Source organism: Dinghuibacter sp., assembly GCF_035492835.1.
Classification (GTDB): domain Bacteria; phylum Bacteroidota; class Bacteroidia; order Chitinophagales; family Chitinophagaceae; genus Dinghuibacter.
In genome coordinates, this window is the sequence record NZ_DATJIY010000187.1 from 1 (window position 1) to 21,926 (window position 21,926).

General features: G+C 56.7%; 19 protein-coding genes. 11 read left to right on the forward strand and 8 right to left on the reverse strand.

Annotated features, from left to right (window positions below):
• Both VL547_RS24170 and VL547_RS17910 read left to right on the forward strand, forming a co-directional pair.
• The coding region (locus VL547_RS24170; protein ID WP_325580416.1) for a type IV toxin-antitoxin system AbiEi family antitoxin domain-containing protein at positions 1-944 on the forward strand (944 nt) is incomplete at its 5' end.
• A 32-nt stretch (positions 945-976) separates the two neighbouring features.
• Complete coding sequence (locus VL547_RS17910; RefSeq protein WP_325580419.1) at positions 977-1,375, forward strand: nucleotidyl transferase AbiEii/AbiGii toxin family protein; 399 nt, start codon at positions 977-979, stop codon at positions 1,373-1,375.
• 165 nt (positions 1,376-1,540) lie between these two features.
• On the opposite strand, the gene VL547_RS17915 is transcribed toward VL547_RS17910, so the two are convergent.
• Entirely contained in the window at positions 1,541-3,856 is a 2,316-nt protein-coding gene (locus VL547_RS17915; protein WP_325580421.1) for an alpha-L-rhamnosidase C-terminal domain-containing protein, read from the reverse strand.
• 214 nt (positions 3,857-4,070) lie between these two features.
• On the opposite strand from VL547_RS17915, the gene VL547_RS17920 reads away from it, so the two are divergent.
• Entirely contained in the window at positions 4,071-5,333 is a 1,263-nt protein-coding gene (locus VL547_RS17920) for an ankyrin repeat domain-containing protein (protein WP_325580423.1), read from the forward strand.
• Here VL547_RS17920 and VL547_RS17925 read toward each other — a convergent pair.
• From VL547_RS17925 to VL547_RS17935, 3 genes are read right to left on the reverse strand one after another with little or no spacing between them, the layout of a single operon-like run.
• Positions 5,320-5,970, reverse strand: a complete 651-nt coding sequence (locus tag VL547_RS17925) for an MEDS domain-containing protein (RefSeq protein WP_325580425.1) — start codon at positions 5,968-5,970, stop codon at positions 5,320-5,322. The genes VL547_RS17920 and VL547_RS17925 overlap by 14 nt on opposite strands.
• 32 nt (positions 5,971-6,002) lie before the next feature.
• Positions 6,003-6,662, reverse strand: a complete 660-nt coding sequence (locus VL547_RS17930; protein WP_325580427.1) for a hypothetical protein — start codon at positions 6,660-6,662, stop codon at positions 6,003-6,005.
• Positions 6,663-6,677: 15 nt separating this feature from the next.
• A complete protein-coding gene (locus VL547_RS17935; protein WP_325580429.1) occupies positions 6,678-7,061 on the reverse strand; it encodes a VOC family protein in 384 nt (127 codons plus the stop codon).
• 75 nt (positions 7,062-7,136) lie between these two features.
• Here VL547_RS17935 and VL547_RS17940 point away from each other — a divergent pair, with 75 nt between their 5' ends.
• Entirely contained in the window at positions 7,137-7,958 is an 822-nt protein-coding gene (locus tag VL547_RS17940) for a glycosyltransferase family 2 protein (RefSeq protein WP_325580431.1), read from the forward strand.
• A gap of 17 nt (positions 7,959-7,975) precedes the next feature.
• On the opposite strand, the gene VL547_RS17945 is transcribed toward VL547_RS17940, so the two are convergent.
• Positions 7,976-9,040, reverse strand: coding sequence for a hypothetical protein (locus VL547_RS17945; RefSeq protein WP_325580433.1), 1,065 nt, complete (start codon positions 9,038-9,040; stop codon positions 7,976-7,978).
• A gap of 386 nt (positions 9,041-9,426) precedes the next feature.
• Between VL547_RS17945 and VL547_RS17950 the strand changes: the two genes are divergently transcribed.
• The 6 genes from VL547_RS17950 to VL547_RS17975 are packed head-to-tail and all read left to right on the forward strand — an operon-like array spanning position 9,427 to position 18,716.
• Complete coding sequence (locus VL547_RS17950; protein ID WP_325580435.1) at positions 9,427-10,020, forward strand: hypothetical protein; 594 nt, start codon at positions 9,427-9,429, stop codon at positions 10,018-10,020.
• Positions 10,017-12,785, forward strand: coding sequence for a TonB-dependent receptor (locus tag VL547_RS17955; RefSeq protein WP_325580437.1), 2,769 nt, complete (start codon positions 10,017-10,019; stop codon positions 12,783-12,785). The genes VL547_RS17950 and VL547_RS17955 overlap by 4 nt, the downstream gene beginning before the upstream one ends.
• Complete coding sequence (locus VL547_RS17960) at positions 12,785-13,903, forward strand: DUF4249 domain-containing protein (RefSeq protein WP_325580439.1); 1,119 nt, start codon at positions 12,785-12,787, stop codon at positions 13,901-13,903. The genes VL547_RS17955 and VL547_RS17960 overlap by 1 nt, the downstream gene beginning before the upstream one ends.
• Positions 13,900-15,018: a DUF4249 domain-containing protein gene (locus tag VL547_RS17965; RefSeq protein ID WP_325580441.1), complete on the forward strand. Its 1,119-nt coding sequence runs from the start codon at positions 13,900-13,902 to the stop codon at positions 15,016-15,018. Before VL547_RS17960 ends, VL547_RS17965 begins: the two co-directional genes overlap by 4 nt.
• Complete coding sequence (locus VL547_RS17970; RefSeq protein WP_325580443.1) at positions 15,015-17,351, forward strand: hypothetical protein; 2,337 nt, start codon at positions 15,015-15,017, stop codon at positions 17,349-17,351. The genes VL547_RS17965 and VL547_RS17970 overlap by 4 nt, the downstream gene beginning before the upstream one ends.
• Before the next feature lie 27 nt (positions 17,352-17,378).
• Complete coding sequence (locus tag VL547_RS17975) at positions 17,379-18,716, forward strand: HAMP domain-containing sensor histidine kinase (protein WP_325580445.1); 1,338 nt, start codon at positions 17,379-17,381, stop codon at positions 18,714-18,716.
• A gap of 9 nt (positions 18,717-18,725) precedes the next feature.
• Here VL547_RS17975 and VL547_RS17980 read toward each other — a convergent pair whose 3' ends face one another.
• Entirely contained in the window at positions 18,726-19,607 is an 882-nt protein-coding gene (locus VL547_RS17980) for a flavin reductase family protein (RefSeq protein WP_325580448.1), read from the reverse strand.
• 3 nt (positions 19,608-19,610) lie between these two features.
• Positions 19,611-20,615: a fumarylacetoacetate hydrolase family protein gene (locus VL547_RS17985; RefSeq protein ID WP_325580450.1), complete on the reverse strand. Its 1,005-nt coding sequence runs from the start codon at positions 20,613-20,615 to the stop codon at positions 19,611-19,613.
• Between the two features lie 73 nt (positions 20,616-20,688).
• On the opposite strand from VL547_RS17985, the gene VL547_RS17990 reads away from it, so the two are divergent.
• Positions 20,689-21,297 (forward strand): sterol desaturase family protein, encoded by a 609-nt coding sequence (locus tag VL547_RS17990; RefSeq protein ID WP_325580453.1) that lies wholly within the window; start codon positions 20,689-20,691, stop codon positions 21,295-21,297.
• On the opposite strand, the gene VL547_RS17995 is transcribed toward VL547_RS17990, so the two are convergent.
• Positions 21,290-21,889, reverse strand: a complete 600-nt coding sequence (locus VL547_RS17995) for an RNA polymerase sigma-70 factor (protein ID WP_325580455.1) — start codon at positions 21,887-21,889, stop codon at positions 21,290-21,292. The two genes, VL547_RS17990 and VL547_RS17995, sit on opposite strands and share 8 nt — an antisense overlap.
• Between the last annotated feature and the right edge of the window lie 37 nt (positions 21,890-21,926).

Below are 21,926 nucleotides of genomic sequence, written 5' to 3' on the forward strand. Positions count from 1 at the left end.
AACTTTTTACCCTGCAGCCGCCGGGGGTTGTACTCCAATCTAATTGTCTGTTTAAACAGGGTTACAGCTATGATTTACAAAAGCGCTATAAGAAAAGTAACTGGTTACGGTCTATAGGCACTGGCGCGTTTGTTCGTAATAATGAACAGGTGGGCTATGAAGGAGCCATCTACGCAGTACAAAATCAAAATAATTTTTCCATCCACCCAGGCGGCAGGACTGCGCTATTTCTTTTAGGAAAATCCCATTACTTAGAGCTGTCCTATCAGCGCCTTGTATTATTTGGTAGCAACACCGAAAAACTGCCTGCCTGGTTTAAGAACTGGGATTGGAACGTAAATATCTCATTTCATCAAACCTCATTCCTGCCGCCTGATTTGGGGCTAACAACGATAGAAATCAAAAACCTGGCGGTAAAAATCTCCGGCCTCGCCAGGGCGATACTGGAATGTCTATATCTCACTCCACAGAAGCAAAACTTGGTGGAATGCTACGAACTGATGGAAGGTCTCAACTCATTGCCGCCTAAACAAGTTCAAACATTATTAGAAGCGTGTCAGTCCATCAAAGTAAAACGTCTATTTCTGTACATGGCGGAAAAGGCCGGGCATCAGTGGTTCAAATATCTGAACCTGGAAAATATATCCCTGGGAAGCGGTACCCGCAGTATAGTAAAACGGTTTATATATCGACAAATACAAGATTACAGTACCAAAGGAATTAGAGAGAAATGCAAGCAATATATAAAAACCAGGTACGCCTTCTATTGGATATATTGCCGGAGGTTGCAAAAGAGGACTGCTTCGCGCTTCATGGCGGGACAGCCATCAGCCTATTTATACGCGATATGCCCCGCCTATCAGTCGATATTGACCCTACTTATCTGCCAATCGAAGATCGAGAAACATCGGTCTAAGCCATATCGGCAGCACTTGAGAGGATAAAAGCGCGGATTGAGCGAAGATTACGGAATACATTGGGGCAACTTTACGGAGGTAAGATCGTCGCTGCATTAGACCATCAGCATCCACGCGACTTGTTCGATATAAAACATCTGTTGGCAACCGAAGGAATTACCCAAGAGGTTAAAGAAGGCTTTATCCATTACCTGCTTTGCAGCGACAAGCCGATTGGCGAAGTAGTGTTCCCGAATTTTCAGGATCACCGGGCAACGATGGACAATCATTTTTCGGGCATGACGGATGAAGTATTTACATACGAAGAATACGAACAAGTACGAAAACAAATCGTTCAGGTTCTTCATGACAGTCTTACCGGGAAGGACAAAGAATTTATCCTGAGCGTAAAAAATGTTACGCCGGATTGGACGATATATGATTTTGAACGCTTTCCTGACTTAAAATGGAAGCTGTAAAACCTGAAAAAATTCAAGGAACAAACGCCGGATAAACACCGTGCTGCTTACAATGCGTTGGCGGAAAAACTGAAGAAGCGAAGCTAACAAATTACCGCTTGGCGAGATTTGCTAATCACGCGGAGATCACCCCAGGTGAATGAAACTGGTTTTCCTGCTGTTTTTTTATGCTGGGTGCAAGACGATTTCCCACGTCCCCGCCTGTGCGCGAACAAAAAAATACCGCGCGTCCTCACCCGCCGGCGCTGACAGTCGCGCGTGCGCGCCCGCGGCGCGCGGCTTGATGGACAACCGCGTCAGCGCGCTATCCAGTTTAGGAATACCAACCATGGCCGTTGTGTGCGGCGGGATGGTGACGACAAGTCGCTCTTCGCCCGGGTTCCGGGCCCAGTCGAGGCGGATGTCGCCTTTTATGGTGGGCACGACACAATGTATCGCGCGTAGGTAGGCAGGTTGCGGTAGGATATGGAAGGTCGTAAAGCCGGGGTCATCGGGGGCGATGCCGGCTACGTATTGACTCAACAGCGTGAGGGGGCCGCCGGCCCATCCATGGTTGTAGGAACCGCCGCCGTAGCCTTCCGGGCCTATACCCCAGCCCTCCCACAGGGTGGTCAGGCGGCTGTTCACCATATTCGCATATCGCTTTTTCATCCTTGCCAGGCCGCCCTGCGCATCGTGCATAAGGAAGAAGGATTCCAGGATGTATTTTTCCATATAAGGGCTCGCATGAAAATCCTCGCGGAGGAGGTGACGAAGGGTGTCGAATCTCCGGGGTGCGGCCAGGCCGGCAACGACGGCCAAGCCGTTCCCGCGGTCGTCGATAACGCCCTTGTTCTGACGGCCGGCGTAGGCGGGGCTGGCGTAGGCGGCGCCGGTCCAAAAGGCCGGATCGAATCCACTACGCAAGGCGCGTAACCGCGCCTGGTAGGCCGCGGTGTCAACCGTATATCCGGCGAGTGGCGCCATACGGCTGGCGGCGTCGAGCGCCAGGCAATACCAGGCGTTGTCCAGGAGGGGGACGTCGATGTCGTCACCCCAATCCAGCCAATCCCAGCCGCCAGGGCGATGGATGACAAGTCCGTCCGGACCTTGCTGCCATAGTCCAAGGTATTTCCTGACCGCCGGATAGACATACCGTATGAGGGCGGTGTCACCGGTATAGCGGAAGTAGTTCCAGAAGCCATAATCACCGATGGAAGCCAGCATCTGGGCAGGGAGTTCTTTGTCCCATGAACCGGCCGGCACCGGTGAATACAGGACGCCGTCCGGCTTTTGCCAATCCACCAGGTTGCGCATCGCTTTTTGTATGGCCTGTCGTCCATGGCCGTCACAGGCGTACAGGATCTCGCCCATGAGTATGACGGCGTCTCCCCACCACTGCGCCCGTTCCCGGTCCGGGTCCTGGATAGCATCCCTCAGGTTGACGTTCAGGGTATTGTATGCTTTCTGCCAGAGCGTATTAAGAATAGGGTCGTCGCAGGAGAAGCTGCCGGTTTGTTCGGTGTTATAACGGGTTTCCCGGTATTTGAGCGCGATGATCCTTACACCGGGCGGTATGCGATATTCTACCGTGTGCCCGTTCATATAACCGAACGTTTCGAAGCGTTGTATGCCACCCCTGGTGACGTATTCGGTGCGTACGTTGTATTCGCTGCCTCCTTTGTAGTTGTCTGTGCGGATATCGATCGTCAGACCGGCGGGCGCGTCTATCTCCAGGTAGGGGGTAATGGTTATGTTCCTGGGCAGCGTCGCTATCACCACGCGGCCATCGCTGACCGGGGGGATACCGGCGCCGTTGATATAGTCCAGGAGTCCGGAGTCTTTCCAAAGGGGGATCGGTCTTTCGACCATGGCGTTCCATGGTCCGACCGGCGGAACACCGTACGCTTGAACCGCCGTCCAGGTCCTGTCGTCAAAACCCGGCTGATTCCAACCGGACATATCCTTCCGTGCGTCGAAATGAATATTGAACTCGGGGAGCCGGAAGTTAGGGAAGGGCGGTCCGGTATTGCCAAAGGCCGGGTGACGTGTAGCCCGCCACGTTGTATCGGAAATGACACCATGCTTCCCTAGTGACGCTTCGAACAAAAGCGCCGGACGACCGCTGCTTTTGTGATCGAAGCCATCGCGCCCCCAATACCAGGTGAGCACCGCGATGGTATTCCGGCCCTTTACCAGGTACCTGGCCAGATCGAGCGTGTCAAAGTAGGTGTCGCGGGGATTGGGGCCCCGCTTGAGCCCACCCTCAAAAACCGCCAGCCGTCCGTTCACCCACAACCAATATTTGGAGTCGGTGGCGATCCGCGCGGGTGCCTTGGCGGGGACCCGGTCCAGGTCGACGGTCTTCCGGAAGGCTGTCCATATATTAGTATCCCCGATGGTGGTTGGAATCCCTATCCAATCGGCTTTCCAGGCGGTCCTTTGGGCGTCGCAAAAGGACGGCCCCAGGAGGGCAATGACACAAACGACGTATCTGACCATGGATAAATGTAGGGCATCACCTCAGCGATGTACATGGCCAATCTGTCATTTTGTTTGTCGTTTCTGGTATTACTCGTTATATTTATAGGGCTTTCCGGAAGCACCCCGTCCGCGGAAATGGGCCCAGCCCACCGGTGTGGTTTTACAAACACATATCATCAACTTAACTTCTTGCCCATAGTGTGGACGCGGGCATTTCAAAAGAAGGAAAGTTATGCCTACAGTATCCCGCGGGTTACCCGCAAACCCCCACATCGATGTTCCCAAACAGCAGGCGCGCGAACTGCTGAAGCAGTGTAAGGCCGGAGTAGCGGATGCGCTTGACCGCGTGCGGCGCCGCCACGAGAAATGGAAAACCGTGGTGGATGAAGCCGTGGCCGCGCGGATGAAGCTGAGCGACGCACAGCTCATCATCGCGAGGGAGTACGGATTCTCTTCCTGGACGCAGCTCAAGGAGCGGATAAACGGCAGCACGGTGGCCGGGCTCATCAACAAGGGCATACGGGAAAACGACGCGGACGGCGTCACACAATTGTTGAAAGCCCATCCGAACCTGCTGCACGTGCCGGTGTGGAGCGGCAATTGGGGGCCGCCGATGAGCCATGCCGCCAATTTGGGGCGGCTCGATATGGTCAAGGTGATCGCCGCCCTGGGTGCGAAGGATTTTCAACATGCGTTCGACCGGGCGCTGCTGCAAGGCCAAATCGACACCGCGCGTTGGCTGCACGGGCAAGGCGCTGCATTTACACCCGGGATCATCATGGGCTCTTGCGAAACGTTGAACATCCGCGGCTTTGAATACCTGGATGACGCCGGCGTTCCGCTGACCGATGGCAATGGGAGCGTGCTGGCCCCGCTGGCTATGGTGCTCGAGACCTACAGCCGGAACCCGGCGGGTAAACACGCCATCCTGCAGCGGTTCAGGAAAAGGGGGTATGAATGGGCGGATACGCCGGTGATGGCGTTCCATTGCGGCGACCTGGAAAACCTCGAGCGCCACGCGCGACGCGATCCACAGCTGCTCCATCGTCGATTCGCCTATCGCGAGATATATCCTCCCGGGCTCGGCTGCGCGGATGACGGGAGGTCCGGGCTACACAGTACCTCCATCGACGGGACTACCTTACTGCACCTGGCGATCGACTTTGACGAACGGGAGATATTCGACTGGTTACTACGGCAGGGCGCCGACGTCAACGCGGCGGCAACCAGGGATAAAGAAGGGTTTGGCGGCCATACGCCGCTGTTCAATGCCGTGCTGGCCCATGCGGGACGGGATGGATATATGGCGCAAAGGCTCCTGGAGCTTGGCGCCGACCCGAACGTCCGCGCGAACATGAGGAAGTACCTCGATTGGGTGGAAGAGCCGCGCTGGCACGTCGCTTACGACGTGACGCCCCTGGAGTGGGCGGAGAATTTCCCGGAGAAAGGCTGGGCCAACAAAGCGGCCCTTGAGTTAATCCTCAATCGGCGGTAGGATCTTCGCCTGGCTGTAACGCGAAAAGCCCGTCGATCGCCTCTTCGAGGTCCGGCGTCGGGACGACCGGCCGGAGCGGCCCGGCGGAGGGAATATAGTACGGGTTTATGCGGGAGAGGGTCTCGTTGATAAAGACGGTGGGATGGCTGAGCAGGCCGTGCTGCATGGCCTCCCGCGGCAACGTGCCCGCGTGGTACTGGCAAATACCGGAAATGGTCGCGTGCTTCTGGAAGAATTGCTCCAGCATCCATTCGTATTCGACGAGCTTTAAAAAATCTTTATCCGGGCCGAGCTCCCACGACATGTCACCGGTGGCCCAAAGCCCGACGTATCCATCGTTCAGCGCCTGGTTCATGGTTTCCTCCAGCATGCCCATCATATGGTCGGCTTCGAAACGGCCCATCTTCAAATGCGTCTCCGACGACAGGATCAGGCCGCCCCTGGCGACCTCGGACTCGACGTTAACGCCGGTAGTATAGAGATATGACCTGATCCCGGCCACCATGGTGGGGCTGTTGAGATACAGACAACGGAAATTTTCGCCCAGCTTTTGTTTGATCTGGGCCGCGATGGCAGGCAGCATCCTGGAGGGGGAGCCATCGTAGATGAGACATTGGTGTCTTGGCAACTCGTCCATGTTCCGAATGTAGGAATTTTACGTCAACGGAACTACGGCATCTTCCAGAACCGGTACGCCGGCTCCACGTTCTCCCCTTCGCCATCGAGGAAAAGGACTGGCAAATGCGACTTCCGCGCCAGGGCTTCCATACGTTCCTGTTCCTGAACGTAATAGGCATGCACGGCTTCGGGTGAGTCGCCATACTGGCGCTGGTAGCGTGTAAAATATTCGGGTGAGGCGCCCCGGCCGACAACCAACCTTTCCCATAGTGTCTGAGGGCTCGCCCGCATAAAGATCATGCGCGCGCCCAGACGGTCCAGCTCCCGGTCGACATAGCCCAGTTCCGACCAGCTGAGGATGGCCGGGCGGAAGACGTGGGTAAGGTGAAGGGTATCGATCAGGGCGAAAAGGGTGAACCAGCGCGTGGGTTCCGGGATGGGCCCGCCCGAAAGGCCAGTCCGACCCGAAAACCCGGCGCCGCCCGGATCGACCATCCGGAGCAATCGGCGGAGTTGTTCCCGATGCGTGCGTTTGCCGGGTGGCTGCACGAGATCGGGAGACGCCAGTGTAAAATAGGTATGCGCCTGGCTGAGGTGGACCAAGGTGCGGGGATGGCCTTCCTCCAGGATGTGCCGGGTCAACAGGTGTTTGATCAGGGTGGACTTTCCGGTCCCGGAGGTGCCTTCCACCAACAGGATGTGTGTGTTCATAGGTTAGCCGCGGCCCTAACTTTCGTCTTCGGCAAAAGTGAGGACGTACTTATTGTTGTCGGTGATGGAAAATTCGGTGGCGCCATAGAAGGTCTTTTGCAGACCGTGAAGGACGGTGACCTTGTCTTTTACCCGGTCAAAGAAGTCACGGATGCCCTTTACGTTGATATAAAAGAGCAGCGAACCGCCGTCGTCCCGGCGCACCGGGGGGAGGCTATCTCCGAGGCTTTCAAATGACTGGAACATAAAAGTCACCTGGCCTGACCGCAGCATGGCCCAAACCAGGGGACCCTTGCCGGCTTCCGGTACCGTCATAACGGGTAGGAAGCCGAGTTGCTCGTAGAAGTCAATGGTAGCGTGCATGTCGCGCACAAATACATTGGGAGAAAGGGATTCCATCTATGGTATTTTTTAGCGAGAAAGGGAAGGCAAATTACTAATATTTTTAGCAAAACCAAGTTAATTTTTTTAGCAATGACGGCCTTACCTTTGCGCGACCGCCGGAAGGCCGACTCGACCACCGAGGCGCTGAGCAGCCGGCGCCCCAATCAAATAACACCCATGCTTTTATCCGTTATCATTCCGGCCTATAATGAGGAACGAACGATTACCACGATCCTGGAAAAGGTGCGATCCATCGATTTGATCAAGGGCATCACCAAGGAAATCATCGTCGTCAACGATTGTTCCAGGGACAATACCGAAGGCGTGGTCCAGTCGTATATAGGGGCGCATCCCGAAGCGGGCATCCGGTATGTCCGCCATGAGGTGAACGGCGGAAAAGGAGCGGCCATCCATACGGGTATACGGTCTGCCACCGGCAACTTCATCATCGTACAGGACGCCGACCTGGAGTACGACCCCTCCGAATACAATGTCCTGCTGAAGCCCATCCTCGACGGCTTTGCCGACGTCGTTTTCGGCAGCCGGTTTATGGGCGGCAACCCCCACCGCATCCTCTTTTTCTGGCACTCCATAGGGAACGGTATGCTGACCTTCCTCAGCAATATGTTCAATAACCTGAACCTCACGGACATGGAGACCTGCTACAAGCTCTTCAAGGCCGAATACCTCAAACAGCTCGATCTGAAGGAAAAGCGGTTTGGGTTCGAGCCCGAGGTGACCGCCAAGATCGCCCGGATTCCCAGGATCCGTATCTACGAGGTGGGTATTTCCTATTATGGGCGCACCTACGAAGAAGGGAAAAAGATCAATTGGAAAGACGGGTTCCGCGCGCTCTACTGTATCGTAAAGTATGGCCTGGCGCCGCACCCGCCCAAGCCCAAACGAGCCTGATCCACGGGCCTGTTCCGCTAAAATACCTCCCCGAGGTTCACCGCAAAACCCTTGGAGCCGTCCAGCCCTACCCCGTAATCCACGCATATATTGGCGCCGGAGTGCTTGTTCAGCTTGAGCCGGATACCGGCCCCCGCCGCGGGGATGATCGTGTTGTATTTGCTGGCGAGGTTGCGTTTGAATGACTCGGCATTGGCGAATACCACTATACCGAAGAGACCGTTCCGGGAAACGGTGATCCTGTCCTCGACCTCGAGATAGGTCATGTCGTTCCCGCGGTATCGACCCTGTATGTAACCCCTTCCGGTATTGAACATATCGTCCCAGCCTGTGCTCGGCAATAACAGGTAGGGCGTTTTTTCCCCCATCGTGAGCCAGTTGAAGCTCCATAACGCGAGGATGTTCCTGTGGCTATGGTTGAGGGAAATATATTTTCGCAGGTCGATCTGCATCATGGTGTTGTTGTTATCGCTTCCCAGCCAGGTGAAGCTAGGGTGAAAAACGACATTGGCGTAAAAGCCGTTGAACGCGTTGATAGGGTTGGTACGGGAATCATAGACCATCCGGACGGCCGGTCCGACGGACGTTTCTGTTTTAGTAAGACCATATTTTTCGAAGCTGGTGACCACGCCGGGCGGCGGGGACACTTCCCGGATGTCCCAGAAGTAGTCATAATAAAAACCCAATCCGGCGTATAGGTTCCGGGCGACGTTTTTCAGAACGGCGGTGTGGAGTTTTATATACGAAAAATCGATGGTGTAGCCGTCCGAGTACTGCGTATGACCGCCCAGTCCGAAGGTGGTGGAGGGGTATTTCATATACCGCCAGTCCGCGATAATGTTGTACTTGTTCCCCTTCGTCCAGATGTCCGCGATCAGCGGGGCGATGATCTGGTTGTATTGGGAATAGGTGACGTTGGTAGCGATGTCCGACGTCTTCGCGGTGGAATCGCCGGTGGAAAAGGCAAGGTTATCGGAGAGCACCACCGCGAAACCGGTTTGGAGGGTATATCCGGCCGCGGGGAAGGGCGCGTTGTGGAACTTCCCTTCGTCCCGTACGTCGACATCTTTTTTATGAAACAAGGAATGATAAACGTCGATCAAATCACGTTCCTTCCACTTCGACGAATCCGTTTGTCCACTTCCCCTGATGGGTCCTACCGCGATGCATAAAAACAGAACTATATATGTTTTCAAGTGTGCCAATTGAGACTTAAGTAAGCGTCAGGGTTTCCACGGAGATAGGAACGTGTTTGCAAAGGAAATAATCGGGGGAAACCGCTGTTTTAACATATAATTTGTTTTAATTTATAACAGATATGAGAAAAACTAGACCAACATGGGTAACTAGGACGGCCCTGCTGTGCTTGGGTTTATCCTTTTCTACGTTTCTTTTTGCACAATTCGCGCCAGATACGAGCGCCACGCCCGCTACCCGGGCCGCAATTTCCGCATTTTATGCCAAACTGTTGCCTTCCGCCCTGCTTTATAACGGTACGGAGTTCCAGGACTATGACACGGCCGTCGCGGGCATACCCTTTTACCCCGACGCTTCCCTGCACACCGGTATGATCAGCTATGGAGGTATCCGTTATAACGGGGTCCGGATGATGTATGACGTGTACAAAGACCGGTTGGTCATCAACAGCTACAACAACCACCTGCTGATGCCGGCTATGGCTTCGATCGATACCTTTTATTTTTATGGCCGCGCCTACGAACGGCTGCGGCCGGATACCCTTCACGGTTTTCCGGGCGAAGGCGTATACGAAGTCGTCTACGCGGGCAGGGTAAGCCTCCTGGCCAGGCACGTCAAAACCATCCAGTCCGATCCCAGGGACAGGCACAAGTATTTCATGGATCAGACGCGATACTACCTCGTCCGGGGTGGCGCTTATCACGCCGCGGGCACGCCAAAAGCGCTATTGGAGCTGCTATCGGACCATAAAAAGGAGATGCGGCAGTTCATCCGGCAGAACAACCTCAGGTTTGAAGACAACGCTACCGAGGACATGAAATCCGTCATCACCTATTACGACCAACTCATCACACCAACGACATGAGGCATTTTCTACGCCTTGCCTGCTTATTGCTGACGCTAACGATCACGGCAAGGGCCGGGGCCCAACGACTCGAGACCATCACCGGTGACTTCAGGGGAATCCGTTTCCCCGAATTCGTCACCCGAGTCGAAGCGTCGACGGATTTCCGGTTCTACTATATCCCCTCCGCGCTGGATACGATGCCCGTTTCCCTTACTGCCAATAACAGTCCCCTCGACAGCGTCCTGGAAGAAGTCCTGGACAACACGCCTTTCCGGTTCGCGATCGATTCGCTGAAGCGCGTGTTCGTCTGGCAGGGGTCGCCGATCCAGACGCGGCTGGCCGCGGGTTATTACGGTAAATCGGACACGGTCCGCCGACGCCTGGCCCGGCGGGACAATGCGCTCGCGGAAAACCAGAGCCGGCGCATCCTGCACGCGGCCGTAGACAACCGCCTGTATACGATCGGCTCGGGGAACGCGACCGAGGGCGGACGGGTAACGGTCGCCGGTTATATACGGGACGCCGCCAGCGAAGAACCCGTCATCGGCGCGGCGGTCCAGCTGGAGAATACCAAGACAGGCACCAGTACCGATCAATACGGATTCTATAGCCTGACCCTTTCGCGCGGACGGCACACGCTGCGCATCACCAGCGTCGGGATGCAGGACGTCACGCGGCACGTGTTGCTGCTGTCGGACGGCCGGATGGACGTGGACATGCCCGAGTTCGTGCCGATACTCAAGACGGTCGTTGTGGACGCCAGCAAAACCGTGAACGTACAAAGTACCCGGATGGGTTTCCAGAAACTCGACATCGCCACGATCAAACAGGTGCCGGCCGTTTTGGGCGAGCCCGACGTGCTGCGGGTGGTCCTCACCCTTCCGGGGGTGACCTCGGCCTCGGAAGGCAGCACCGGGCTCAACGTCCGGGGGGGCGCTGCCGACCAGAACCTGGTGTTGTTCAACGACGCGACGATTTACAACCCCTCCCACTTCTTTGGCTTCTTCACCGCCTTCAACCCCGACGCGGTCAAGGACGTGCAATTATATAAATCGAGCATCCCGGAACGGTACGGCGGCCGGTTGGCTTCGGTGCTGGACGTGACCGGTAAGGAAGGGAACAAAAAGAAATTCTCCGGTTCCGGTGGCGTGGGCCCGCTGGACGCCCGGCTTACCCTCGAAGGGCCTATCGACAGCAACAAGGTTTCCTACCTCGTCAGTGGCCGGACCACCTATTCCAACTGGATACTGCGCAGCCTGAACAACCGGGACTACGCCGATAGCCGGGCCAACTTCTATGACGTGAACGCCCACATCAGCGCGGCGCTCGGTACCCGGAACACGATCTATGTAACCGGCTACCTCAGCCATGACGGATTCCGGCTGGACGGGGACACGACCTATACATACGGCAACAGGAACGCCAACATCAAGTGGAAGCACCTTTTTGGCAGCCGCACCACCAGCACGGTCACCGCGGCTTACGATCATTACCAGTTCGGGATCGCCAGCCAGGCCAACGAAGTCAATGCATATTCTTTCAAATTCAGCATCACGCAGTGGAGCGGACGGCTGGACTTTACCACCCGGGTTGGTACTAAACATACCCTGGACTACGGGCTCAACGCCGTGCGTTACGGCTTGCAACCGGGAAACATGCAGCCCGATAGCAAGTCCTCGCTGGTATTGCCGGTGACCGTGTCCCAGGAACAGGCCCTCGAGTCGGCGGCTTACCTGGGCGATCACTTTATCATCAGCCCTTCGCTTACCATCGACGCCGGTCTACGCTATTCCCTTTACGAATACCTGGGGCCGCACCAGGAATATACCTATGCTGCCGGACTGCCACGCCAGACCGACAACATAACGGACAGTACGACCTATGGGGCCGGCTCTGCGATCAAACGGTACAGCTACCCCGAGGTCCGTATCTCCGGCCGCCTGGTATTGTCGCCGAATTCTTCCATCAAGGCGGGCTTCAACACCCTGGCGCAGTACATACACATGATGTCCAATACTACGGCCATCTCACCCACCGACATCTGGAAGCTGAGCGATCCGTATATCCAACCCGAGATCGGAAAGCAATGGTCGCTCGGTTATTACCACAACCTGGCGTCCAACTCGATCGAAGTATCCGGGGAAGTCTATTATAAACAGATCGACCATTACCTGGATTACAAAAGCGGGGCGGTGCTGCTGCTCAACAACCACCTCGAGACGGACGTGATCAATACGCACGGGAAATCTTACGGGGCCGAGATCATGGTCCGGAAAACGACGGGCAAGCTCAACGGATGGATAAGCTATACCTGGTCCAGGACGCGCCTGCAGTCGGACGATCCGCTCGCGGAAAGTCCGGTGAACGAAGGACGCTGGTATCCCAGCGACTTCGACAAGCCCAACATCCTCAACGTCGTGGGCAATTACAAGTTCACCCATAGGATCGGCGTCTCGCTAAACGTCGCCTACAGCACGGGTCGTCCGATCACCCTGCCAATCGGGGAATACTATCTGGGCGGTTCTTACCGGACCCTCTACTCCGACCGGAACCAATACCGCGTGCCGGATTATTTCCGGACGGACCTGGCGGTCGATATAGAAGGGACGCACCGGATAAAGGTGTTCGCCCACAGCTCCTGGACGTTGGGGGTATACAACCTGACCGCCCGCAAAAACCCCTATTCGATATACTATTCCTCTGAAAACGGCGTGGTGAACGGGTACAAATTGTCCATTTTCGGGACGGCGATCCCGTTTGTAACCTACAACTTCAGATTTTGATGAAGCGCTTCATTCCCATATTGCTCCTGGTGGCGGGCGGCTGCAGCACTCCATATCCCTTGCCTTCCGTCCCTGGCGGCCACGGCGTACTGGTGGTAGACGGCGTGATCTATGCGGGCAACGACTCGACCGCTATCCGTCTGACGCGGTCGAAGGATTTCAGCGATTCCACCACCATCCCGGTTGAAACCGGGGCGCACGTGGTCCTCGAACCGGCGTCTGGCGGGACATCGTATACCCTCAAGGACAACGGCTCGGGTTACTACGTCAGCGCGGGCTTGAACCTCGATAACAGCCAGACCTACCGGCTCGACATCACGCTGTCGGGCGGCGCGCACTACCAGTCCGACTATGTGCCGGTAGTACCGTCCCCCGCGATCGACAGCATTAATTTCGTACAGTCTCCGACCGACCGCCTGACGATTTTCGCCAACACCCACGACCCCGCCGGGAAGACCCGGTATTATATGTGGCGATACGTCGAGACCTACGAGTACCATAGTTTTTATGCGTCGCTGTATAAGGCCGTGGGGGACACGCTCCTGCCAAGGGATACGTCGGTCGAGGTGTGTTACCGGAGCATCGCCTCCACCGATATCCTGATCGCTTCGTCCGCGGGCCTTACCGCCGATCAGATCCACGAAGCCCCCATAGAGATATTCTACAATAATGACATGCGGCTCTGGATCGAGTACAGTACCCTCGTGACACAGATCGCCCTGACGGAAGGCGCGTACAACTACTGGCAGAATATGAAGGCCAATTCCGAAAACCTAGGGTCCATTTTCGGCCCCCAGCCGTTCCAGGCCCAGGGGAATATCCATTCGGTTTCCAATCCGAACGAAGTCGTGATCGGTTACGTTTCCATTTCCACACCCGCGCAACAACGCATCTTTATCCAAAACGGACAGTTGACGAGCTGGCCGGTCAGCCTTCCGAATTGCCCCGAAGAAACCGCCGATCTCACCAAGCATGGCGTAGCCTGGTATTTCGGGCCGCCTTCGATCAATGTGCCGATCGACTACGCCTCACCCACGCTGGTGCTGATGGCCGCGGGCGACTGCGCCGATTGTCGCTATGATGGCGGGACCGTGATAAAACCGTCCTATTGGCCATGAAGCGTCTCTTTTCCATATTGCTCCTGGTGGCGGGTGGCTGCAGCGCTCCGTATCCCTTGCCTTCTGTTCCCGGCGGCCACGGCGTGCTGGTGGTGGACGGCGTTATCTATGCCGGGAGCGATTCGACGACCCTTCGTTTGACGCGGTCGAAGGATTTCAGCGATTCGACGACCCTTCCGGTTGAAACAGGGGCGCACGTGGTTCTGGAGGGCGCGGGCGGTGGTACTTATACTTTTTCGGACGTGGGTTCGGGGTATTATGCCTCGGCAGGACTCAACCTCGACCCTGGCGGCACCTACCGGCTCGACATCACGCTGTCCAGCGGAGCGCACTACCAATCCGACTATGTGCCGGTGGTGCTGTCTCCACCCATCGACAGCGTCACCTGGCGGCAGGCCCCGGGCGACCGGGTCAGCCTGTATGCAAGCACGCACGATCCCTCGGGTAGGACGCGTTACTATATGTGGCGGTATGTTGAAACCTATGAATACCACGCCGAGTACAATTCGAAGTACTATCCTTCCGGGGGGACGCTCCTTTCGAGGGATACGCCGGTACAGGTGTGCTATAGGAACCTGAACTCCACGGATGTCATCGTCGCCACGTCCGCCGCTTTGTCTGCCGACGTCATCGACCATACGCCTGTGGAGGTGTTGTTCAACAACGACGTCCGTTTGCAATGGGAATATAGTAACCTGATCACCCAGGTGGCGCTGACAAAGGGCGCCTATGACTTTTGGCAGAACATCGCGGCCAATTCCGGGGACCTGGGCAATATTTTCGGACCCCAGCCATTCCAGGCGCAGGGGAATATCCATTCGGTCACCAACGCGAGCGAGATGGTGGTGGGTTATGTCTCCATCTCCACACCGGCCCAACAACGGATCTTCATCAATAACGGACAGTTGACCGGCTGGCCGGATACGTGGCCGGGGTGCGTGCTCGAAACCCTGAACCTCGCCAAGTATCCGTTATCCACCTTCTTTAGCCCCGGCCAGACATTTGTAGCGATCGACAACTTTGTCCCTAATTCCGGCGTCACGGCGACATCGGGCGCCTGCGGGGACTGCCGGTACGCGGGCGGTACACTCACCAAACCTTCTTTTTGGCCATGACACGAAGCATCCTTTTTCTGGTTTTTTGCGGATCGCTCCTGACGGAGGCGCGGGGGCAAGCGCCTGACATCGCCGACACGGCGGCCGACCGGCTCGCCATCTATCAGCGGAACGTCGTGTCCGAAAAAATATTCGTACATACCGACAAGACGTTGTATTTGCCCGGCCAGGTACTATGGTTCAAGACCTACGTCGTGGATGCCTCCACGCACCGGCCGCTTGGCTTGAGCAAGGTTGCCTATGTGGAGGTGCTGGATTCAGGCAACCATCCCTTGTTACAAGGTAAAGTGGCGCTGGCGAAAGGCGAGGGGGACGGGTCGTTCCTCCTGCCTGCGTCATGCCCGACCGGGAATTACCGGCTACGGGCTTATACCGCCTGGATGAAGAACGGGAGTCCGGCGTTCTTCTATGAGCAGGGGCTGACCATCGTCAATCCCTTTATGGACCCCGTTACGGGTACGGCGTCCCCGGATGCATACGACATTCAATTCTTCCCCGAAGGCGGCGATTTGGTCACCGGCCTGCCCGGCAAAGTGGGTCTCCGGATCGCCGACCGCCAGGGCAGGAACCTGAACGCAACCGGGCGTATCGTCGACGAGACCGGGCATACGGTTCAAACATTTGCGCCGCTTCGTTTCGGGCTGGGTCATTTTGATTTCCAGCCGGAGCCGGGTCACCAATACACGGCGCAGGTCCGTATCGGAGATACGGTTATCAGCCAGCCACTGCGTCAGCCGCTGGGCGCCGGTTTCACTTTGAGCGTCACGGATTCGGCCGACAGCCGGTTGATAGTGCGCGTGCGGAAAAGGGGTGTCTCCGACAAGGTCGTCTATCTGTTGGTACAGAACCGCGGCCGGGTGACCCATACCGCCGCGCTGGAGCTCCAGGACCGGGAGACGACGCTTCTCCTCGACAAATCCGCTCTGGGGGAAGGCGTCCTTCACCTGACGTTGTTCGACGGTCTGGGGCGTCCGCTGGCCGAGCGGCTCGCGTTCGTATACCCCACCCACCGGCTGGGCATAGTCGCCGTTGCCGACTCGACGGTGTACGATACGCGGTCGAAAGTCACGGTGAGCGTCGCCACCGACCTCACCGCCTCGCTCTCGATGTCCGTCGCGCTCTCGGATTCATTGTCGGGCGCCAGCGCGGAAGACATCGCCAGTTATCTCTGGCTGAGGTCCGATCTGAAGGGTGACATCGCTTCGCCGGGATACTATTTCGACTCCACGAAAGCGGACAGGGCGGAAGCGTTGGACAACCTGTTGCTGACCCAGGGCTGGAGCCGCTGGCGGTGGCAGGACGTGTTGTTTGGCCGTCTGCCGGAGGTCCGGTTCCTGCCGGAATACGAGGGTCACCAGGTCACCGGCGTCGTATTCGACAAACAAACGGATCGACCCGCGGCGGGCATACCGGTATTTGTGTCGCTTCCGGGGAAGGCCTTCCGTTTTGGCGCAGCCCTAAGCGACAGTGCGGGGCGGGTGGTCTTCAACCTCGAAGACTTTTACGGGGGGAACGAGGTCGTCCTCCAATTGGGGAAGGCGTATAATAACCGGTACCGGTTCGACATGGACGACCCCTTCTCCCTGGCGCCGGCCAGTGCGCCTGCGCCGGTGTTCCGCCTCCCGGTAAGCTGGCATTCCGCGCTCCTGCTCCGGAGCGTCAATACCCAGGTCATGAACGTTTTTCCCAGCGGACAACAGCGTTTTCACCTGGACCACGACACGCTCCCGTTGTTTATCCAGCCGGATGTTTCCTACCCGCTGGACGACTATACGCGTTTCCGCTCGCTGGAGGAAGTTTTCAGGGAATACGTGCCCGAGGTGGCGGTCTCCAGGACGGGGAGCGGATTCAAGCTCCGGGTGACCTCGGGGAAATACAAACCCATTTATCCGGACGCGCCGCTGATATTGGTCGACGGAGTCCCGTATTTCAACGAAGACACGGTCGTATCCCTCGATCCCCTCAAGATAAAGCGCCTGGACATACTCACCGAACGCTATTATAGCGGGCCGCTCTTTTTCGACGGCGTGATGTCCCTGACGACGTACCAGGGAGACCTGTCCGATTTCCACCTGGACCCGGCCGCGCTCGTCGTCGACTACGAGGCGCTCCAACCGGAACGGGAGTTTTATGCGCCGTTGTATGACAACGGCCTCAACAGCCGCGTCCCCGACTTCAGGGATGTATTGACCTGGCAACCGAGGTTGCCGGTGGGCCGGTCGTCGTTTTATACCTCCGACATACCGGGTACGTACAAGGGCGTCATCCAGGGAATAACAAAGGATGGAATGCCGGGCGTCCGTATCTTTACCTTTTCGGTCAAGCCCCGGTAAGTGTTTTTACGTCATTTTCACATACAGTTGCTACTCCGGTACCTGCTGATTACGGTCGTGCTGGCAGGGTCGGTATTGTTATTCGCCTATACCGAGTTGTATTTCACGGCCTCCGCCCTGGTACTGATCGCCCTGCTCCTGGGCTATGGCATCGTCTTGTATATGAAACGCCTTGGCCGGGACATCGATAACTTTGTCGAGGCGGTAAGACTCCGCGACCACGCGGCCTATTTCAATCCCCGGAAATACGGCAACCCCTTCCAGGGTTTGTTCACCGCATTCAACGAGGTGCTCCAGGCCCATAAGACGATCACCATCGAGAAAGAGTCCGTTTTTCAGTTGTTGAAGAGCGTCATGGAGCGGGCTCCCTTTGGCGTCATCACCGTTGCCCGGAGCGCCCTGGTGGGACCCCAGGACCGCTACCCGATCCTGTTTATCAACGCCGCCGCGTACCGCCTGCTCCAGATACCGGAATACCACTACTGGTACCGGCTGGCCGCCCACGTCCCCGAATTCGTCCAGGAAATACTGCCCATCGCCTCCGGCGGAAAACGGTTCAGCGAAAAATTCATCAATGGCTCCAAGGTCCTCCTGTCGATCGAGACCGAGGTCATCCGGCTCTACCAGGAGGAATACCTGATCATCACCTTCCAGGACATCAAGAATGAGGTCGAGCAAAAGGAAATGGAGGCCTGGAATAAGCTGATCGAGGTCATGACCCACGAGATCCTCAACTCGATCACCCCGATCTATACGCTGGCCAGCACCGTCAAGGACATGATGGATGCCAAAGGCCCGGACCTGGACGCCGAGGACATCGAAGACATGCGGCTGGCCGCGGGTACCATCAAACGCCGCTCCGACGGCCTGATGAACTTCGTCCAGGACTACCGTATGGTGGCGGAAGTCCCCACGCCCCACCTCGAACCCGTCACCGTCGACGAGCTTTTCACCGGCATCCGTACGCTGATGAAGCCTCTGGCCGACCAGCAGGGAGTGACGCTGGACGTGGTCGCCCTCCCCGGCCGTCACCAGCTCCTGATCGACCCGAAGCTGATCGAGCAGGTGCTGATTAACCTCATCACCAACGGTATCTATGCCGTCAAGGGCAAACCCTCGCCGCGGATAACGCTCGCATCGCGCAAGGAAGACGAGCGCTACTTCATCGACGTCGTCGATAACGGGATGGGGATACCGCCGGCGATCCTGGATAAGATTTTCGTGCCGTTCTTTACGACCCGCTCCAATGGGTCGGGGATCGGGTTATCGATTTCGCGCAACATTATGAAGTTGCATAAGGGGAATTTGGATGTGTTTTCGGTGGAGGGGCAGGAGACGAGGTTTACATTGTCTTTCGGTTCGTAGCGCGCTTGTTTATTGCCCGGCGAGCAGGACCTGCCAGGCGGCGGCGACTTTTCCCTGGGCGAGCAGCGTTGCGGCGTATTGGTGCAGCTCGCGTTCCATTTCTTCCGGGTTTATGGCGAAGTAGGTGATGATGTGTCGTAGGCGTTCGTCGTCGAAGGCGGGGTCGATGGTGGGATACTCGTGGACGTTGGCCAGTTGGCCGAGCTGGTTACCCGTGAGGACGGGGCTAAACCGTATTGAAGCTGGGAGTGCGTCGAGACCGATGCCGGTGTGCAAGTTGGGCTTTTCTACGATGAAAAGGTTGTCGGGTCCGGTGACGCTGTACCAGTCGCCGCCCAGTCGGGCGACGTGCCGCAACTTACGTTGATCGATCATGCCGCGGTCGTCGAGGATATCGTCGGCAATGTGCATGCAAAGGACTTCGCAGATGACCAGGTTGCCGGCGCCGGCTTCGGAGCCCAACGAATGGACGTCCCGAACGACACACTCCATGCTGACCTTGCTTTCACGGACCAATGGCGGACGGACGCGCGTGGCCGGCGACGGCGTGAACCCCGCCTTGATAAATTCGTTCACCCCGCGCGGGTAGTCGCAGCTGGCGAGGCTGACCTGCTGTACCATGCCATAATCCACCATGTTGATCACTACTTCCGGCACCTCGAGGACATTTTCCAGCGTGTGCTTTATCGTATTGTCCCGGACCCGGCGGGAGGGGGAAAAAATAACGATCGGCGGGGTCGTCGAAAACATGTTGAAGAAACTGAAGGGGCTCAGGTTGGCTTCACCGGCCGCGTTGACGGTCGAGGCAAAACAGATCGGCCTCGGCGCGATCGCGTGCTGGAGGTATTGCTGCCGTAGCGGTATGGAGGTGGTCGCAAGATCGACGAGCATGCGTTATTTTTTTATCGCCAGCAGGGAAAAGTCGTCTTCTTCGCGGGTAATGGTGTTGCGCAGGGTACCGAGGTCGTCGATGTCCATTTCCACCACGTCGCCCTCCTGTAGCCATTGCTCCGCATAACCGGGGTCCTGCAGCTTACCGGTGCCGTTGATCTCCAGGAGACAACCGGTGCCCACGGTCCCGCTCCCGATCACGTCCCCGGGATACAGGGTGACGCCATAGCTGGCGCGTTCGATGATCTCGGCAAAGGTCCAGGCCATATCCTTCAGGTTCCCGCGGCTTACTTCGACGCCATTGACCCGGCAGGTCATGGTCAGGTCGTAGGCGTTGCCGGTATGACCGGGCGGGGGCGGTACGAGCCTTTCCTCCAGTTCATCCGGCGTCACCAGCACCGGACCGATCACCGTGGCGAAGTCCTTCCCCTTGGCGGGACCGAGGTTGAGGAGCATTTCCTCCATTTGTAGCGTCCGGGCGCTCATGTCGTTCATGATCATGAAACCGCCGATGTATTGATCGGCTTCCGCGGCCCGGATGTTCCGGCCCTCCTTGCATATGACGATGGCGCACTCCAGCTCGAAATCGAGCTTGTCGAAGTGGTCCGGCATGCAGGGAATGTCGCCGGGACCGAGAATGGCATTATGGTTGGTGTAATAAAAGATCGGGTACTGATCGAACTCGGGGATCATGGGAACCTTCCGGTTCCGGCGGGCCGCCTCCACGTGCTGACGGAAGGCATACCCGTCCCGGCACGAGGTAGGGTGGGGAACCGGCGCCGTCAGTACGGCTTCGTCGAGCTTGATCGCGTTCCGCTGGCTGATCTTCCCCTCCCGGATCATGATCGGCGCCCCCTGGAGTACCGGGAAATACTCATCCCAGTATTGCAGCAGCATGGACACGGTATTGGGTAGTTCGGGGTGCAGGCCGTCCATATCGTACAGCCAGCCGTCCACCAGGAGCGCGGCCTGTTCGTGGCCGTCCTTGATATAAGTCGCAAGATGCATCGGGTCGATTTTTGCAGGTCCAAAGTAACACAATATTCTTCCTAACTTTGTCATTATTATAAAGCTGGCCGGAATGAAGTTTGATAAGATCCATAACAAGGGGCAGGCTCGCCTTTTTCAAAACCAGTACCTGGAGGTGCTCACCAAAACCCACCCCCTCGTCATATGGGGTATGTACCTCCCCCTCATCTCTTTTATGGTATATTATAGCCATTACCGGGCCGGCTTCAGCTGGGGAACTACCGTGGGCATCTTTGCGTTCGCTATGTTATTCTGGACCTTTTTCGAATACCTCATGCACCGTTTCGCCTTCCATTTCGTCAGCGAACACCCGAGGGTCCGCAAGTTTATCTATATCATGCACGGTAACCACCATGAGTTCCCCAGGGACAAGGAGCGGCTTTTCATGCCCCCCGTCCCCAGCCTCCTGCTGGCCGCCACGATTTTCTGCCTACAGTACCTGATCCTCCAACACTACGTTTTCCCTTTTTTCCCGGGATTCCTGCTGGGTTATTTGCTATATGGCAGCATGCACTACGCCATCCACGCCTGGAACCCGCCCTTCAAATGGATGAAACCCCTCTGGCGCAACCACCACCTCCACCACTATAAGAATGAGGAGCAGGGTTTCGGGGTAAGCACGTCCTTTTGGGACCGGGTCTTTGGGACAATGTTCAAATGAACTTTTTCAAAAACCTGAGCAGGACCACCAGCATAGCCAGTGGAAGACCGCTTTTGCCCAGCTGCTTGCGCAACCGCTTGACGGCCCGCCAGCGTGTATTTTGGACAGTCTTTATGGAGATGTTCATCCGGGTGGCGATTTCCCGCGTATCCATGCCCGACAAGGCCAGCTTCATGACTTCCTTGCACTTTTCCGGGAGCTGCTCGACGGCCAGCAGCAACGCGTAGAATTCATTCGATTCGGTTTCCTTTCGGGCGATGTTGTCGGCGTCGATTTGCGCCAATGCCTCCTTCCTTATCTGATCGATGTACGCCTGACGGAGCTTTTCGCGTCTGAGGTAATTCAGACATTTGTGGTGGGTGCATTTCAGAAGGTACGATTTGGCCGCCGCGAGGTTGTCGAAGCGGTGTCGTCTGTCCCACAGGAGCATAAAGGCTTCGGTAACGAGGTCCCTCGACGCTTCATAGTCTCCGATGATTCCTTTGGCGTAACCGGTGAGTAACGGGAAATGGTTGTCAAAAAGGTAACTCAGGGCCTGCTCATCCAATACTTTACCTCCCCTGAAGAAAAACGCATCTTCAGCAGCGATCATTTGTATATTTTATAATTATAGAATAAAAGCACTCGAG